The organism is Paenibacillus sp. sptzw28, from assembly GCF_019550795.1.
Classification (GTDB): domain Bacteria; phylum Bacillota; class Bacilli; order Paenibacillales; family Paenibacillaceae; genus Paenibacillus_Z.
The window spans coordinates 2,514,871-2,530,503 of the sequence record NZ_CP080545.1; the positions used below are offsets into that span (position 1 = coordinate 2,514,871).

The following is a 15,633-nucleotide window of genomic DNA, read 5'->3' on the forward strand; positions in this document are numbered from 1 at the left end:
TCGTTATAATAGGAATATTGACAAGCGAACTTAAGGGGGAACTAAGGGTATTATGAATCGTCTGCTAGCGTTCGTTCTCATCGTCGTCGTATCACTCGGCGTCGTTGGTGCAACAAGCCCGTATATCTTGGACAAGGTCAAGCTTGGCCTCGATTTGAAGGGTGGATTTGAAATTTTGTACGAAGCGCAGCCTCTTGAAGCGGGCGGCAAAGTAACCAAGGAATCGCTTATTGAAACGGCCAGAAGTCTCGAAGAACGGGCCAACGCTACAGGTGTCGCCGAGCCGGACGTTACCACCGAAGGCACGAACAGGATTCGCGTTAAGATCGCCGGAGTAAGCGACGAAGCCAAGGTACGCGATATTCTCAAGAAGCCGGCCGACTTGACATTCCGAAGCGCGCAAGGCTGCGCTCCGGACAAGGGCTATTGTAAAATCGAACTTCGCGGGAACGACTTCGTGCAGAACGGCGCAGACGTCCGCCAAACAAATCTCAATGAGTATGAAATTTCGATTAAGTTGAAGAGCGCCAGCAAGTTTGCCGAGGTCACACGGGAGGTTGCCAAACTGGCCCCGAATAACCAGCTTGCCATTTTCCTCGACGACCGCGAGCTTTCCGCACCTAACGTTTCGAGGGAGATTAACAGCAATGAAGCTGTAATCACCGGGAATTTTACGCGGGATGAAGCTACGGAACTCAAAAACACGATAAACCTGGGCGCCCTGCCGCTTAAACTGACAGAGAAATATACCCAAAGCGTAGGCGCTACGCTGGGGTTGCAGTCATTACAGGAAACACTGTTTGCCGGCTTACTGGCCACTGTGGTCATCCTGCTGTTTATGATCTTTTTTTACAGATTGCCGGGGATCATCGCCAGCGTATCGATCATTATCTTCATCTGGCTGCTGCTGCTTGGCTTTAACCTGATCGACGCAACCCTCACGCTGCCGGGTATAGCCGCATTTATTCTTGGTATAGGGATGGCTGTCGACGCCAACATCATTATGGCAGAGCGGATCAAAGAGGAGATGCGCAGCGGCAAGAGCATCATGTCGTCGCAAAAAGCCGGTTCCAAAAACTCGTTCCGGACCATTATCGACGCTCATGTGACTACGGCTATCGCAGGCCTTGTGATGTTCTTTATCGGGACAGGCTCCGTCAGGGGCTTTGCGGTTATTCTCATTCTCACTATTATAGTCAGTATTCTGACCAACGTGTTTATTTCACGCATGCTCCTTTCGATGCTAATACGAAGCAATGCTGTGAAGAAACCGGCATACTTCGGAGTAAAGGAGGAAGAAATTCGTGCGCTTTAATTATGCATCCAACCTAAAATTCGACTTTGTCAAGAAGGCCCGTTATTTCTTCATCTTTTCACTAATCATTACCGTACTCGGCATTCTTGCTCTTGGTATATTCGGCCTGAATTATGGCGTTGATTTCCGCGCAGGTTCCAGTGTCGATATAGCGGTAAATAAAGACTTGACCGGCCAGAAAGGCGAGATTGAGAAATTCCTTGCCGATAACGGACTTGGAAGCCCGCAAATGACGGTCGTCCCTGACCGCGTAACGATGCGCTTTCCCAACATCCTTACGACTGATCAGGAGAATACGCTGAAGCAAGGGTTTGCCACTAATTTCGATAAGGATGCCTCTGCGGAGGTGAATACCGTCGATGTGGAAATCGCAAAAGAGCTGCAGTGGAATGCAATAAAAGCGGTCCTTATCGCGAGTATCGGTATTGTCATCTATGTCAGTATCCGGTTCGAGTGGCGATTTGCGGTCGCGGCGATTGTGGCGCTGCTGCATGACGCTTTTATTGTAATCAGTCTCTTCTCCATACTAAGGCTTGAAGTAGATCTGCCGTTTATCGTAGCGGTCCTGACCATTATCGGTTACTCCATTAACGATACGATCGTTATCTTCGACCGTATCCGCGAGAATCTGCGTTTTGCGAAAATCAAAAAGCCGGAAGATCTGGACAAGCTGGTCAACGCAAGCGTAGGGCAGACGTTTACCCGGTCGATCAATACCGTCCTTACGGTTGTCCTCGCTGCGGTGTGCCTGCTTATTTTCGGAAGCGCCTCGATCAAATTGTTCTCGCTTGCGATCTTGTTCGGTCTTGTGAGCGGCGCATATTCGTCGATCTTTATCGCAAGCCCGCTCTGGCTGTTTTTGAAAAAAAAGCAGAACATGAAACCCGCAGTCAAATCACAGGCAGCTTCATAGAATAAACAACCGGTTGTAAATCAGTAATAAGGAGGCGTCCATGTCAGCGAAACAGCGTTACTCCAAGGCGGAGTCTGCAGCATGGACCGGGCTTCTCGGCAATGTCTGCATTGCAGCGGTGAAAGGCGGAATCGGTTTACAGGCAGGCAGCAAAACGCTGCTAGCCGATGCGTGCCGTTCCGCTTCCGATGCGGCGTCATCGTTTGTCTCTTTGACCGGCATCAGGCGCAGCCGCAAGCTTGGTGCGCCTGACGCTCCGGCACCGGCCGTGCGTGGTCGTACGGAGGCTGCAGCGGGTGTAATGGCATCGATTCTGTTAATGATCGTCGGTCTGGAAATCGGCATATCCGCAATCAGATCAATTGCAGAAGGAATCGACAAAGGTCCGTCGTGGCAAGCGGCTGCGGTTGTCGTGCTCGCCATTGCCTTGAAGGAGCTATTCTTTCCGGTGAAGGAAAGGAGAACGGACCTTTATGCCTCCCTTGCAGCCATTGTCGGAACGGGGGGAGCTGCGCTGGGCAAACCTCTTGGTTTACCGGTTCTGTACTATTTTGACCCGGCAGCATCGCTTATCATCGTTGTGATTGTGTTTACCAGCAGCTACCGCGTCGCCTCGGCATCGGTCTTGAGAAGCCGTTCATACCAGGTGGAGCCTGCTGACATGAATGAGTTCAAAGCTGCGGTACAGCGAATTGAAGGCGTTATTACGGTAGAGGAGCTTCGTGCACGCGAGCATGGCCACTACGTGGTTGCGGATGTCGTTATAAGCGTGAATCCGCGTATTACGGTGCTGGAAGGCAATGAGATAGCGAAACGGGTCAAATACTTCCTAATGAAGCGGTTCAGCCATGTCATGGATGTATCTGTTCATGTCGAGCCTTACGATCCCGGTTATCCGTACAAATCGAATCACGATCCGAATCAGGAGCATATACCTACGCTGCTGCAGTAGCAGCAGCGTTTTGTTTTTTTTATTATAAGGGAGGTGCCATATTGATCCGGTCGAAAACACGCTGGATGATCGCATCTGTCGATTCCGGCGGGGAGGAACGCGCCGCTGAATTAGCCAACGCGTTATCCATACCGCCGCTAGTGGCCAAAATACTCGTACAGCGGGGATTCGGGGAAGTTGATTCGGCGCGCCGCTTCTTATACGGCGGTATTGAATGCTTGCACGATCCCTTTTTGCTTAAGGGAATGAATGAGGCCGTGAGCCGCATCAAGCTGGCGGGAGAGCGCGGCGAGCGGCTGCTTATTTACGGCGACTACGATGCGGATGGGGTTTCTTCCACAGCGCTTATGATCTGTTTGTTCAATCGACTTGAATTGAAGTTTGACGCATACATACCGCACCGCACGAGGGAAGGCTACGGTTTAAACGAGAAAGCGATCGACAGCGCTGCAGAAGCAGGCATAACGCTTATTGTGACAGTTGATACCGGCGTAAGCGCCGTGCCGCAGATCGCCTATGCCAACACTCTTGGCATCGATGTTATCGTCACGGACCACCATGAACCGCCGAGCGTCTTGCCGGATGCACTGGCATTGATCAATCCGAAGCAAGAGGATTGTTCCTATCCGTTTAAAGGTCTGGCCGGTGTCGGCGTCGCGTTCAAGCTGGCCCATGCGCTGCTAGGCAAGCCCCCGGTAGAATGGACGGATATTGCGGCGCTTGGAACGATTGCCGACTTGATGCCTCTGACAGACGAGAATCGGATAATCGTAAGGCTTGGCCTTGAACAGCTTCGTAAGGGAGAAAAGCCCGGTTTCCGAGCGCTGGCCGAGGTTGCGGGCATTGAGCCGCACCAAATCGATGCAACCGCTGTAGCGTTCGGCATGGCTCCGCGCATTAACGCCGCAGGCCGGCTCGATCATGCGGAAGGCGCCTTGAAGCTTCTGACTGCTGCAACCGACGAAGCCGCATCGGAAGCCGCGGTTGCGCTTGATACGCTGAACCGGGAACGTCAGCGGATTGTGGACGCTATAGTGAAGGAAGCCGAGCGGATGTGGGCTGACAAGTGCAGTCAGGCTGCCGAGGCAGGTACACCTGACCCTTCTGTAATCGTACTTGCAGCTGAAGGGTGGAATGTCGGCGTTGTCGGGATCGTCGCCTCCAAGCTTATCGATAAGTATTATAAGCCGACACTTATACTCGGCATTGACCCCGAGACAGGTATGTGTAAAGGCTCCGCTCGGTCGATTGAAGGCTTCAACCTTTATGAAGCGCTCACCGGCTGCAGCGAGCTGCTGGAACACTACGGCGGCCATCAGGCCGCGGCAGGAATGAGCCTCCACCAGGATAAGCTCGGGCTTCTGGAAGCACGAATGGGTGAGTTTGCAGACCATTGGTTAAAAGCGGAGGATTGGGTGCCAAAGACTGCAATCGATATGGAATGCGGGATGAATGACGCCTCGCTGCATATACTGGAGCAGTTGTCGCAGCTTGAGCCATACGGCGCGGGCAATGCGGCGCCAAAATTGCTTCTCAAGGACGTTGTTCTCGCCGATCGGCGCACGATCGGAAAGGAAAAGAAGCATCTGAAGCTTTCGCTTAGCGGCGAAGGGAAACTGCTGGATGCGATCGGCTTCGGCTTTGGTCCGATTGCCGAGGATCTCTCGGAGGGCGCTGCCATCGAGATGGTCGGCGAACTCACCGTTAATGAGTGGAACGGGCGGCGCAGCGCGCAATTTGTTGTAAGCGATATGCGAATCCCTCACATCCAGCTTTTCGACCGAAGAGGGGACAGCGGGGGAGATTCTTTCTCCGTACTTGGTAAGCTGGTAAAGGAAAGTGACGTCGGCCGCAGCGCGGTCCTTGTGCCGACCCCGATTTGGCTGGAAGCGGCGAAAGCGTCCCAGAAGGCAGCACTCCCCGGGGGGCTCAGGGTCGTTACCTATGAGGAGCTTGAAATCCGGGCGTTATCCTGCTCTAGATTGTTTGTACTCGGCAGACCCCCTTCCGCAGCCAAGCTGGCTGCTGCAATTAGAGCTTGTGAAGGTCTGGAAGCGGTCTACGCTTTGTATGGCGAGCACCGCAAGGGCGGCTCAGATGCTTTTAGCAAAGCTTCATACCCACGTATAACGGCAGGAAATGAGCACACTGACCCGGATTGGACAGCGGCAACAGACAGGGATAATTTCGGACGGCTTTACCAGACGCTCCGCCGCCTCGCTCCCTTCGGTCAAGAGGATTGCGCCGGAAGAATCGCAGTTATGTTGGGGTGGAACCAAGATACGGTAGCCTTCATGCTTACCGTGTTCGAGGAGCTTGGCTTCATCATGTATCGGGAAGGGCAGCTGCAGCTTGCCGCGAACCCCGATAAGAAAGAACTGGCACACTCTACCGCTTATCGGGAAGCGTTGCGGCGAGTGGAAACGGACAGCGTTTTATTCGCCGAGACGAAGGAGCTTGCGGCCTGGATTATGCGGCAGATGGATCAATTACCGGCAACGATAAAAGAAGGAGTGTTCGTTTCATGAATTTTAAAGATTACATTCGCGTTATACCGGATTTTCCACAGCCGGGAATCCGGTTTAAGGATATCACGACATTGATAAACAACGGGCCGGTTTACGGCTCGGCTATCGAAACGATCAAGCAAGCAGTTGCGGATAAACAAATCGATCTTATAGCAGGACCTGAAGCCCGCGGGTTTATCGTTGGAGCTCCGCTCGCGGTTTCCCTTGGAATAGGCTTTGTGCCTATCCGTAAAAGCGGCAAGCTTCCAGGCGAAGTTGTCGAAGCAAGTTACGATCTGGAATATGGCAAAGACAGGCTTGCGATCCATAAAGATGCGATTAAACCCGGCCAGCGCATATTGATCGCTGATGATTTGCTGGCGACAGGCGGCACAATAGCCACCACGGTCAACCTCATCAACCAGCTGGGCGGCGAGGTGGTGGGAGCCGCTTTTCTAATTGAACTCGGATATCTCGATGGGCGAGGGAAGCTGGGCGGCATCGATATTTTCTCGCTTGTGACCTATTAAATCCATGACAATGAGGCATTCCAACCGGGCAGGAGCAGCTGAGCTCATCTGTCCGGTTTTTTTTGTACCCTGCAGGCGATCTTGCTCAAGCAGCTTCGGGTTGACGGAAAGCATGAGAAACAGGCATAATAGGAGGAAAACGACGGGATACAAATTTCGCGGCCGCATATGCGGTTGTTTTTCTTAAGAAAGCAAGCAGGAGTTATTTCGCTGTACTTTGCTTCCGCAGCAATGATGATTGGAAAGCGAAACGCGCGGCATGCGCAATTTTCCGGAAAGGGACATTCATGGGCATTGAGCAGTTAATTGACATAGCATCGACCTATATGAAGGAACAAGATTTAAACCGAATCAGGGAAGCCTACGAATTTGCCGAGCAAGCCCACCACGGGCAAGTGCGCAAGTCGGGAGAGCCATATATCCTGCATCCGGTTGCCGTTGCGGAAATTCTCGTCAATATGCAGATGGATGTATTGTCGATTATTGCAGCGCTCCTTCATGATGTGGTCGAAGATACGACCGTCCCGCTTGAAGAAGTCAGAACCCGGTTCGGAGAACCTTGCGCCGCCGTTGTAGATGGATTGACGAAGCTTGAGAAAATTCAATTCCGCTCCAAGGAAGAGCAGCAGAACGAGAACTACCGGAAAATGTTTGTGGCAATGGCTCAAGATATCCGGGTCATTCTTATTAAACTTGCAGACCGGCTTCATAATATGCGCACGCTGAAATATCAGTCGGAGGAAGCGCAGCGGCGGATCGCTTACGAAACGCTGGAAATCTTTTGCCCGATTGCTCATAGGCTCGGTATTTCCGCAATCAAATGGGAGATGGAAGATATCGCTCTCCGCTATTTGAACCCGCAGCAGTACTACCGGATCGCCAATCTCATGAAGAAGAAGCGCACCGAGCGCGAACAGTATATCTCCGATGTAATCGGACGCATCACAGAGAAGCTGGAGGAAATGGGCATCGAAGGAGACATATCCGGCCGGCCGAAGCATATCTACAGCATTTATAAGAAAATGACGACGCGCAGCAAGCAGTTCAACGAAATATACGATCTGCTCGCGATCCGCATCATAGTAGACAATATTAAAGATTGCTATGCCACGCTCGGTATTATCCATACGTTATGGAAGCCGATGCCGGGGCGGTTCAAGGACTATATCGCCATGCCGAAGGCGAATATGTACCAGTCGCTGCATACGACTGTCATTGGGCCTACCGGTGAGCCGACTGAAGTTCAAATCCGGACATGGGACATGCACCGCACCTCCGAGTTCGGGATTGCTGCACACTGGGCTTACAAAGAAGGCAGTGTCGTACCGGGCGGATATTTCGAGGATAAAATGACGCTTTTCCGTGAAATAATCGAGCTGCAGCATGAGGCGAGCGATGCTTCTGAGTTCGTCGAATCGCTCAAGATGGATTTTTTCTCGGATCTCGTATTCGTTTTTACGCCTAAGGGCGAGGTTTTCGAGCTTCCCGCAGGAGCCGTTCCGCTGGATTTTGCGTATCGCATCCACACTGAAGTAGGCAACCGGACGATTGGAGCCAAGGTCAACGGCCGTATCGTGCCGCTCGATTATAAGCTGAAAACCGGTGATATCGTAGAGATTCTGACCTCGAAGCATTCCTACGGGCCAAGCCAGGACTGGGTTAAGATCGCTCAATCCTCCCATGCCCGCAGCAAAATCAAGCAGTGGTTCAAGAAAGAAAAGCGCGAGGAGAACGTCGAGAAAGGCCGTGATCTGCTCGAAAGAGAGCTTAAGCGTCTTGGCCTCGAGCCCTCCGCATGGCTAACCGATTCTCAGCTGCAGGAAGCGGCTTATAAGTTTACGTTCAACGATATCGACGACATGCTGTCGGCTATCGGATTCGGAGGCATCACAGCTGCACAGATTTGTACCAAGCTGACGGAAAAGCTGCGCAAAGAGGCTGAAGAAGCGAGTCAAATCGAGCTCACCAACGAGAAGAAGGAAGTCAAGACGGCGCCGACGCTTCGTAAAACACGGCCAACACTTGGTGTTTCAGTTAAAGGAGTCGACAACCTGCTTGTCCGTTTTGCACGGTGCTGCAATCCGGTTCCGGGCGATGAAATCGTAGGTTATATTACACGGGGGCGGGGCGTTTCCGTACATCGTGCAGATTGCCAGAACATTCCAATTGGTGAAGACGGTGAAGAGACCGCCCGTGTGATCGAAGTAGAGTGGGAGCAATCGGTCGAGGCGAATTACAGTGTCGATATTGAAATTACCGGTCATAACCGGAACGGTTTGTTAAACGAAGTGCTGCAGGCCGTAGCTGAGACCAAGACTAATATTTCAGCGGTTTCCGGACGCTCCGACAAGAACAGGCTGGCCATGATTCATATGACGATTCTGATACGCAACATCGATCATTTGCAGTCGGTGGTGGAGAAAATCAAACGCGTGAAAGATGTATATTCGGTTCAACGGATTATGCAGCAATAAGCGTTCGAAAGAGGGATACAAGCACAGATGAAGGTAGTTGTGCAGCGCAGTAAACAAGCTTCCGTAACCGTGAACGGCGAGTGCGTCGGGTCTATAGAGAAGGGGCTCGTCCTGCTTGTCGGTATTACTCATGACGACACGGAAGCGGATATCCGCTGGATGGCCGATAAAATAGCGGGGCTGAGGATTTTTGAAGACGAGGACGGCAAAATGAACCTTTGCGTCCGGGATATCGGCGGTGATATTTTATCAGTTTCCCAGTTTACCTTATACGGAGATTGCCGCAAAGGAAGAAGACCGAATTTCATCGCAGCCGCCCGGCCGGAGCAGGCGGAGACGGTGTACGATACATTTAACGAAGCGCTTCGTTCTTTGGAGCTGCGGGTGGAGACCGGACGTTTCGGAGCGATGATGGACGTTTCACTGGTGAACTGGGGACCGGTGACGCTAATTTTGGATAGTAAGTCCTAAGGAATTAGCATTTGTATTTGGTTACCTGTGAGGTGTTAGTTACTGCATAGTGGGCAACACTAAAACCGAACAATCTGTATCAGCACCGGCTTACGGTGCCTTTACAGCCTGATTATCGGTGGAAGGAGAATTGCTCACGATGCATCAGTCACGCAAGGAGCAGGGGATGGAGCGGTCGTCACGAAGATTGCTTAATCCCGACCGCCGGGAAGCGCTTATATTCTCGGAGCTTGAGGAAGATATTGAAACTGCGGCGGAATGGGCTGTAGGAGGCTCGTCACCGAGGCGCGATTCTAACGGTGAACGCGGTGTTTAAAGGGGGAGCAGGGGCGGAGAGCGGCGATTAATCGGCAGCTGTCCGCCCTTCCCCTTGTATTCGGAAGGAGTTATGAAGAAGATGCATGTCCATTTACAAGCGGTTGACCCTTCATTTGAAAGATCCTTGTCGCACATTGTGCCGCTTTTCTATGAATCGGTGAAGACCTCTTACGGCCCGGAACGAAATAACGAAGCCGATATGACCGTTGTGCTCCAGGCGGAGGAAGACGGGCTTACTATGCGGGCTTCTGCGCGGCTTACTGAGCATCGAGCAGATAGGGAACGACTTGCACAGCACCAGCGGCAGTATCCTTCTGGAGCATCGCACGAGGAACGCCGCAGGACGCTGAAGCAGGCGCTTTGCTTCGTGCTGCTTGATGTGCTGCAGCAGGATACAGGGATCATCCAGCCTTGGGGCATTCTTACGGGCGTACGGCCGACGAAGCTGCTGCACGAAAGGCTTCAAAGGGGTATTCCGATGGAGCAGGCCCACCGTGAACTTCAGGAAGATTATCTTATTTCCGCCGAGAAGGTGGCCCTCATGCAGCGCATTGTGGAGAGCCAGCTCAGCGCGCTGCCGGATTTGTACCGTTTGAGCGGAGAAGTCAGTATTTATATCGGGATTCCTTTTTGCCCTACGAAGTGCGCTTACTGCACATTCCCCGCTTACGATATCAAAGGCAGTCAAGGCTCCGTCAACGGTTTTCTCGCCGGCCTGCACTATGAAATGCGTGAAATCGGAAACTGGCTAAAGCGTAACGGGATTGCCATCACGACCATTTACTTTGGCGGCGGAACTCCGACAAGCATAACGGCGGAAGAGATGGACGAGATGTATGCGGTGATGTACGATTATTTTCCGAATGTCCGCCATGTGCGTGAAATTACCGTGGAAGCGGGAAGACCGGATACCATAACGCCGGAGAAGCTTGCCGTGCTGCACAAATGGGGCATCGACCGGATCAGTATCAATCCGCAATCCTATACGCAAGAGACGCTGGACCTGATCGGCCGGCATCATACAGTTCAGGAGACGACCCAGAAGTTCGAACTTGCCCGGATCTCGGGAATGGAAAACATTAATATGGATCTGATTATCGGCTTGCCGGGAGAAGGCGAAGAGGAATTTAACCACACCTTATCGGAAACAGCCAAATTAATGCCGGAGTCTCTTACCGTCCATACGCTCTCTTTCAAACGGGCGTCGGAGATGACACAGCATAAAGGCGATGCCAAGTATAAAGTTGCAGGCCGTGACGAAATTAACCGAATGATGAACCGGGCCGTCGAATGGACGGATCAATTCGGTTATATCCCCTATTATTTGTACCGGCAAAAAAATATTCTCGGCAATCTGGAGAATGTAGGCTATTCAAAGCCCGGCATCGAAAGCTTATACAACATCCTCATCATCGAAGAGATGCAAACCATTATCGGCCTCGGCTGCGGCGCATCAAGCAAATGGGTCGACCCGGTAACGGGTTCGATCGGCCGGCTTGCCAATCCGAAGGAGCCGAAGGCTTATAACGAGACTTTTCAGGCGTATACGGAGGCCAAAATCGAGGCCCTGAATAAGCTGTTCAGAGTCGAAACGCAGCCGGATCCCGTTGTATTGTAAGAAATGAAAGACCGAGAGGAAGCAGTGGCAGGAAAACGTTTTTATTTTTGTAATGAAACTGTAATCTATTTTCAATGTTCCTATAACATCCCGAACCTATAATAAAAGTCGACCCCCTTTTTTGAATATATTATTGATGGACCTACAACTCGTTTGTAGGTTTTTTTCTGTCTTGAAGACACCCCCTAAATCCCCCTGAGGGGGACCCCGAGGGATTCCCATCCCTCTGGACACCCGGAAAGGTATAACGTGGGAGTTACAGAGCCGCGCCTGCATTGCTGCGTGCTAGGCTCGCTTTCGTCCCGTTCGGGACACGCTTTACGGTCGGCGCTCCCGGGCGCCCTATGTCCCTTGCGGGACTTGAAGAACGTATGAGCGTAAGAGCCGCAGCTGCATCGGTGTGTGCTAGGCTCGCTTCGTCCCATCGGGACGCGCTTTACGGTTGGAGCTCCCGAGCGCCCTGGTGTCCCTTGTTGGACATTAAGGAGTATGGAACGCTTATGTCGTCGATCGAAGCGTCTACGGTGCGCCTTTTAACCGTCTCTGTGGCGCCAACGTTTTTCAAGCCCCGAACGGGGCATCAGGCGGCACAGGAGCGCCATATTGGAGCGTGTCCAGGAGGACGAAAGCGAGCCTTGCACAATGTTGAACGGGTGCTGTCTCTGCCCCTCCAACGTTATACCTTTCCGGGTGTCCAGAGGGCCGGGGCCCTTGGGGGTCCCCTAAGAGCTTTCCGGAGGAAAGCTTGCATCGGAAGCATATGCTCAGGGGGATTTAGGGGGTGGCCACACTTAGGGGGTGAGTCAACCACTTGACAGGAATATTCCGCATGGTTACAATTGGTGTTATATTGTGTCGATCCAGTGATGGGACCGCGTCGTTCAATCCGCACCAATGCAGAGAGGGATTCCACCGGCTGAAAGAATCCTCGGCGTGCCTGAACGAACAGACTTCCCGGAGGACATTCGGTGAACAGGAAGACGGAATTCTCCCGCCCTCAGTAGCTGATTTGCGTAATCGGGCGTTAACCGAAAAAGCGAATTAACAGCGCGATATTGCGTTTTAATTCGAAATGTGGGTGGTACCACGGCAGCTTCGTTCGCGCAGCTCTCGTCCCTTTTTGCCTTATCGATAAGGCGGAGGGCGGGAGCTTTTTTGATTCCGATTGCGATGCAGAGGTAACATTGGCAAATTAAGATTAACAGTCCAGTTCTAAAGGAGGGTTTGCAATGGCGTTTCAAAAGCCGCCGGGGACACAGGATTTCCTGCCTGGTGCAGTAGAGAAATGGCAATTCGTCGAGAGCAAGGCGCGTGATATTTGCCGCCGGTTTAATTTTCGGGAAATTCGGACGCCTATTTTTGAAGCGACCGATTTGTTTCGAAGGGGAGTCGGAGAGACGACGGACATTGTCGAGAAAGAGATGTACACGTTCACGGATCGCGGCGACCGCAGCCTCACGCTTCGTCCGGAGGGAACCGCAGGAGCGGTGCGGGCTTTCGTCGAGAATAAGCTCTACGGCGAGCCTGATCTGACGAAGCTTTATTATATCGGTCCCATGTTTCGTTATGAACGCCAGCAAGCGGGACGGTACCGTCAGTTTCATCAGTTTGGGGTTGAAGCGCTCGGCGCTGTCGATGCGGCACTGGATGCGGAAGTAATTGCGCTCGGCTATACCTTCTACCAAGAGGTTGGACTTACGGGCGTAAACGTTGAGGTCAATTCGGTCGGTACGCCGGCCGTACGTGCCGCATTCCGCGAGCAGCTGCTGAGCTTTCTTCTCCCGAAGCGGGAGCTGCTCTGCAAGGACTGTCAATCCAGGATTGAGCGCAATCCGCTGCGGGTACTCGATTGCAAGACCGACCAGAAGCATTTTGAAGGCGCACCTTCCATTCTGGACAGTTTGGACGAGGAATGCAGGACGCACTTTGAGTCGCTGAAGCTGCACCTGACCAACATGAACATCCCGTTCTCGATTAATCCAAGGCTCGTTCGCGGCCTTGATTACTACACACACACCGCTTTTGAATACAAAGCGGAAGGGATCGGCGCCATCGATACAATCGGGGGCGGAGGCCGCTATAACGGGCTTGTGGCGGAAATCGGCGGACCGGATCAGCCTGGTATCGGACTTGGACTGGGACTCGAACGCACCGTGATGCTCCTCGAGAGCCAGGGCGTTGAGCTTGGCAGCCTGCATAATGTGGATGTCTATCTCGTTGGGCTGGGAGATGCGGCCGAGCGGGAGTTGACCAAGATTATTTATGGACTGCGGATGCGCGGCATTGCAGCCGAGCGGGATTATCAGGGACGCAAGATGAAGGCTCAGATGAAATCCGCCGACCGTCTGCAGGTTCGTTACACGGCTATTCTCGGCGATGATGAGCTGGAGCGCGGTGAAATAACTCTGAAGGATATGGCGACCGGTGAACAAAAGCTCGTTCCTCTTGAGAAGCTTGCGGATGAAATTGCCGGGTAAATAAATTATCAATAACAAACATTAAAAGGAGTCGACTTGAATCATGATGTTGAAAACTCATTCTTGCGGTTTACTGACGAAATCCGAGGTAGGCCAAACCGTGACCTTGAACGGCTGGGTCCAGCGGCGCCGCGACCTTGGCGGCGTGTTGTTTATCGATTTGCGCGATCGCACAGGAATTGTCCAAATCGTATTTAACCCGGATTTCTCCGGAGATGCCCTTGCGGTTGCCGACCGTGCGCGTAACGAATATGTGCTTGCTGTCCGCGGCCAAGTTGTGGAGCGTGATCCCGAGACAGTCAATGCCAACATTTCCACAGGTGAGATCGAGATCCGTGTGACGGAAATCGAAATTATGAATGCTGCCAAAACACCGCCGTTTCCGATTGAAGACGGTGTTGAAGTCGATGAGCCGCTGCGCTTGAAATACCGTTATCTGGATTTGCGCCGTCCGGAAATGCAGAAGACGCTTCTTCTTCGTTCCAAAGCTGCTAAAGTATTCCGCGACTTCCTCGACGCAGAAGGGTTTATTGACGTGGAAACGCCGATCCTTACCAAAAGCACGCCTGAAGGAGCGCGTGATTATCTTGTTCCGAGCCGGGTTCACCCAGGAGAGTTCTTCGCGCTTCCGCAATCGCCTCAAATATTCAAGCAGCTGCTGATGGTTAGCGGTCTGGAACGCTACTACCAAATCGCCCGCTGCTTCCGTGACGAGGATCTTCGCGCGGACCGTCAGCCGGAGTTCACGCAGGTGGACATCGAGACGTCGTTTCTCTCGCAGGATCAGCTGCTCGGTCTGATGGAAAGCCTCGTCGTCAAGCTGTTCCGGGAAACGGTCAACGTCGAGATCCCGACTCCGTTCCAGCGAATCACTTATGCGGATGCGATGAACAAATACGGCTCCGACAAGCCGGACCTCCGCTTCGGATTGGAGATGGAAGATATTACTGACATCGTTGCCGGCAGCGAAGTCAAGGTGTTTGCTTCAGTTGCATCGGGCGGCGGCGTAATTAAAGCATTGAATGCCAAAGGCTGCGCGAGCTGGAGCCGCAAGGAGCTTGACGACCTGCAGCCGTTTGCGGCTAGATACGGCGGCAAAGGACTTGCCTGGGTAACGGTAAAGGAAGGCGAATGGCGCGGTCCGATCGTGAAATTCTTCAAGCCTGAAGAAATCGCCTCCTTGACCGAACGACTTGGAGTAGAAGAAGGCGATCTGCTTCTCTTCTCGGCCGACAAGAAAAAAGTCGTAGCTGATGTTCTGGGTAATCTGAGGCTCAAAATCGGCAAGGATCTGGGGCTGATCGACGAGTCCAAATTCAAGTTCGCCTGGGTAGTCGACTTTCCGCTTCTTGGGTGGGATGAGGACGCCAAGCGATTTGTTGCCGAGCATCACCCGTTCACTCGCCCGAACGAAGATGACATTGCGCTGTTTGATACCGACCCGGGTCAAATCCGCGCGCAAGCTTACGACCTTGTTCTGAACGGGTACGAAGTCGGCGGCGGCTCGATGCGTATTTACAAGCGTGACGTGCAGGAGCAGATGTTTAAGGCACTTGGCTTCTCCAGCGAAGAAGCGCATGAGAAGTTTGGCTTCCTGCTCGACGCATTCGAATATGGAACACCACCGCATGGCGGTATCGCATTCGGCTTCGACCGGCTTGTCATGCTTCTTGCAGGCCGCACGAACCTTCGCGAGACGATTGCATTTCCGAAAACGGCTAGTGCGACCGATCTGTTATGCGATGCGCCTTCCGAAGTCGATATATCACAGCTGCAGCAGCTTCACATTCGCACGATCCCGAAGCCGGGCAAACAGCCTGAGACGGCAGCGGCTGTCAGCGGAACGAAGGCTGAGTAGGCGGCGCAGCGGCAGCCGCTGTCGACCGCCGGGTATGAGCACCTACGCGCTGGGCAGTTAATGTCAGCGGTAAGTGGCACCTATCCCTGCCGGGTAGTTGATGCCCGGCGGTGAGTGGCGGATACGCGAGCGGTGAGTGGCGCGATGCGAGCCGGAAGTGATTTTTGGTTGTTATAGTTTGGCACATGTGATGCACGCGT

The 15,633-nt window shown here is 52.8% G+C and carries 11 protein-coding genes; all 11 read left to right on the forward strand.

The window, feature by feature from the left end:
• Positions 1 to 52: 52 nt before the first annotated feature.
• On the forward strand, positions 53 to 1,315 hold the full coding sequence (secD, locus tag KZ483_RS11120; RefSeq protein ID WP_220352709.1) for a protein translocase subunit SecD: 1,263 nt from the start codon (positions 53 to 55) through the stop codon (positions 1,313 to 1,315).
• Positions 1,305 to 2,228, forward strand: coding sequence for a protein translocase subunit SecF (secF, locus tag KZ483_RS11125; RefSeq protein ID WP_220352710.1), 924 nt, complete (start codon positions 1,305 to 1,307; stop codon positions 2,226 to 2,228). Before secD ends, secF begins: the two co-directional genes overlap by 11 nt.
• A gap of 40 nt (positions 2,229 to 2,268) precedes the next feature.
• Complete coding sequence (locus KZ483_RS11130; RefSeq protein ID WP_220352711.1) at positions 2,269 to 3,180, forward strand: cation diffusion facilitator family transporter; 912 nt, start codon at positions 2,269 to 2,271, stop codon at positions 3,178 to 3,180.
• Positions 3,181 to 3,221: 41 nt separating this feature from the next.
• Positions 3,222 to 5,708: a single-stranded-DNA-specific exonuclease RecJ gene (gene recJ / locus KZ483_RS11135; protein WP_220352712.1), complete on the forward strand. Its 2,487-nt coding sequence runs from the start codon at positions 3,222 to 3,224 to the stop codon at positions 5,706 to 5,708.
• Positions 5,705 to 6,217, forward strand: coding sequence for an adenine phosphoribosyltransferase (locus tag KZ483_RS11140; RefSeq protein WP_220352713.1), 513 nt, complete (start codon positions 5,705 to 5,707; stop codon positions 6,215 to 6,217). The genes recJ and KZ483_RS11140 overlap by 4 nt, the downstream gene beginning before the upstream one ends.
• Positions 6,218 to 6,504: 287 nt before the next feature.
• Positions 6,505 to 8,691: a RelA/SpoT family protein gene (locus KZ483_RS11145; RefSeq protein ID WP_220352714.1), complete on the forward strand. Its 2,187-nt coding sequence runs from the start codon at positions 6,505 to 6,507 to the stop codon at positions 8,689 to 8,691.
• 27 nt (positions 8,692 to 8,718) lie between these two features.
• The gene (gene dtd, locus KZ483_RS11150; RefSeq protein ID WP_220352715.1) at positions 8,719 to 9,162 is read left to right on the forward strand and encodes a D-aminoacyl-tRNA deacylase; all 444 of its coding nucleotides are present in this window, start codon (positions 8,719 to 8,721) and stop codon (positions 9,160 to 9,162) included.
• 139 nt (positions 9,163 to 9,301) lie between these two features.
• Positions 9,302 to 9,478, forward strand: a complete 177-nt coding sequence (locus KZ483_RS11155; RefSeq protein WP_220352716.1) for a hypothetical protein — start codon at positions 9,302 to 9,304, stop codon at positions 9,476 to 9,478.
• 81 nt (positions 9,479 to 9,559) lie between these two features.
• A complete protein-coding gene (locus KZ483_RS11160) occupies positions 9,560 to 11,098 on the forward strand; it encodes a coproporphyrinogen III oxidase (RefSeq protein WP_220353385.1) in 1,539 nt (512 codons plus the stop codon).
• A gap of 1,229 nt (positions 11,099 to 12,327) precedes the next feature.
• Positions 12,328 to 13,575, forward strand: coding sequence for a histidine--tRNA ligase (gene hisS / locus KZ483_RS11165; protein ID WP_220352717.1), 1,248 nt, complete (start codon positions 12,328 to 12,330; stop codon positions 13,573 to 13,575).
• Between the two features lie 43 nt (positions 13,576 to 13,618).
• Positions 13,619 to 15,433 carry an aspartate--tRNA ligase gene (gene aspS / locus KZ483_RS11170; protein WP_220352718.1) on the forward strand — a complete coding sequence of 605 codons (1,815 nt, stop codon included), beginning with the start codon at positions 13,619 to 13,621 and terminating at the stop codon, positions 15,431 to 15,433.
• The last annotated feature ends 200 nt before the right edge of the window (positions 15,434 to 15,633 follow it).

What these genes read in the sequence shown, in the direction of transcription:
- secD (WP_220352709.1), top strand. Translation starts at nt 53, where the DNA reads ATGAATCGTCTGCTAGCGTTCGTTCTCATCGTCGTCGTATCACTCGGC.
- KZ483_RS11130 (WP_220352711.1), top strand. Translation starts at nt 2,269, where the DNA reads ATGTCAGCGAAACAGCGTTACTCCAAGGCGGAGTCTGCAGCATGGACC.
- KZ483_RS11140 (WP_220352713.1), top strand. Translation starts at nt 5,705, where the DNA reads ATGAATTTTAAAGATTACATTCGCGTTATACCGGATTTTCCACAGCCG.
- KZ483_RS11145 (WP_220352714.1), top strand. Translation starts at nt 6,505, where the DNA reads ATGGGCATTGAGCAGTTAATTGACATAGCATCGACCTATATGAAGGAA.
- dtd (WP_220352715.1), top strand. Translation starts at nt 8,719, where the DNA reads ATGAAGGTAGTTGTGCAGCGCAGTAAACAAGCTTCCGTAACCGTGAAC.
- KZ483_RS11155 (WP_220352716.1), top strand. Translation starts at nt 9,302, where the DNA reads ATGCATCAGTCACGCAAGGAGCAGGGGATGGAGCGGTCGTCACGAAGA.
- KZ483_RS11160 (WP_220353385.1), top strand. Translation starts at nt 9,560, where the DNA reads ATGCATGTCCATTTACAAGCGGTTGACCCTTCATTTGAAAGATCCTTG.
- hisS (WP_220352717.1), top strand. Translation starts at nt 12,328, where the DNA reads ATGGCGTTTCAAAAGCCGCCGGGGACACAGGATTTCCTGCCTGGTGCA.
- aspS (WP_220352718.1), top strand. Translation starts at nt 13,619, where the DNA reads ATGATGTTGAAAACTCATTCTTGCGGTTTACTGACGAAATCCGAGGTA.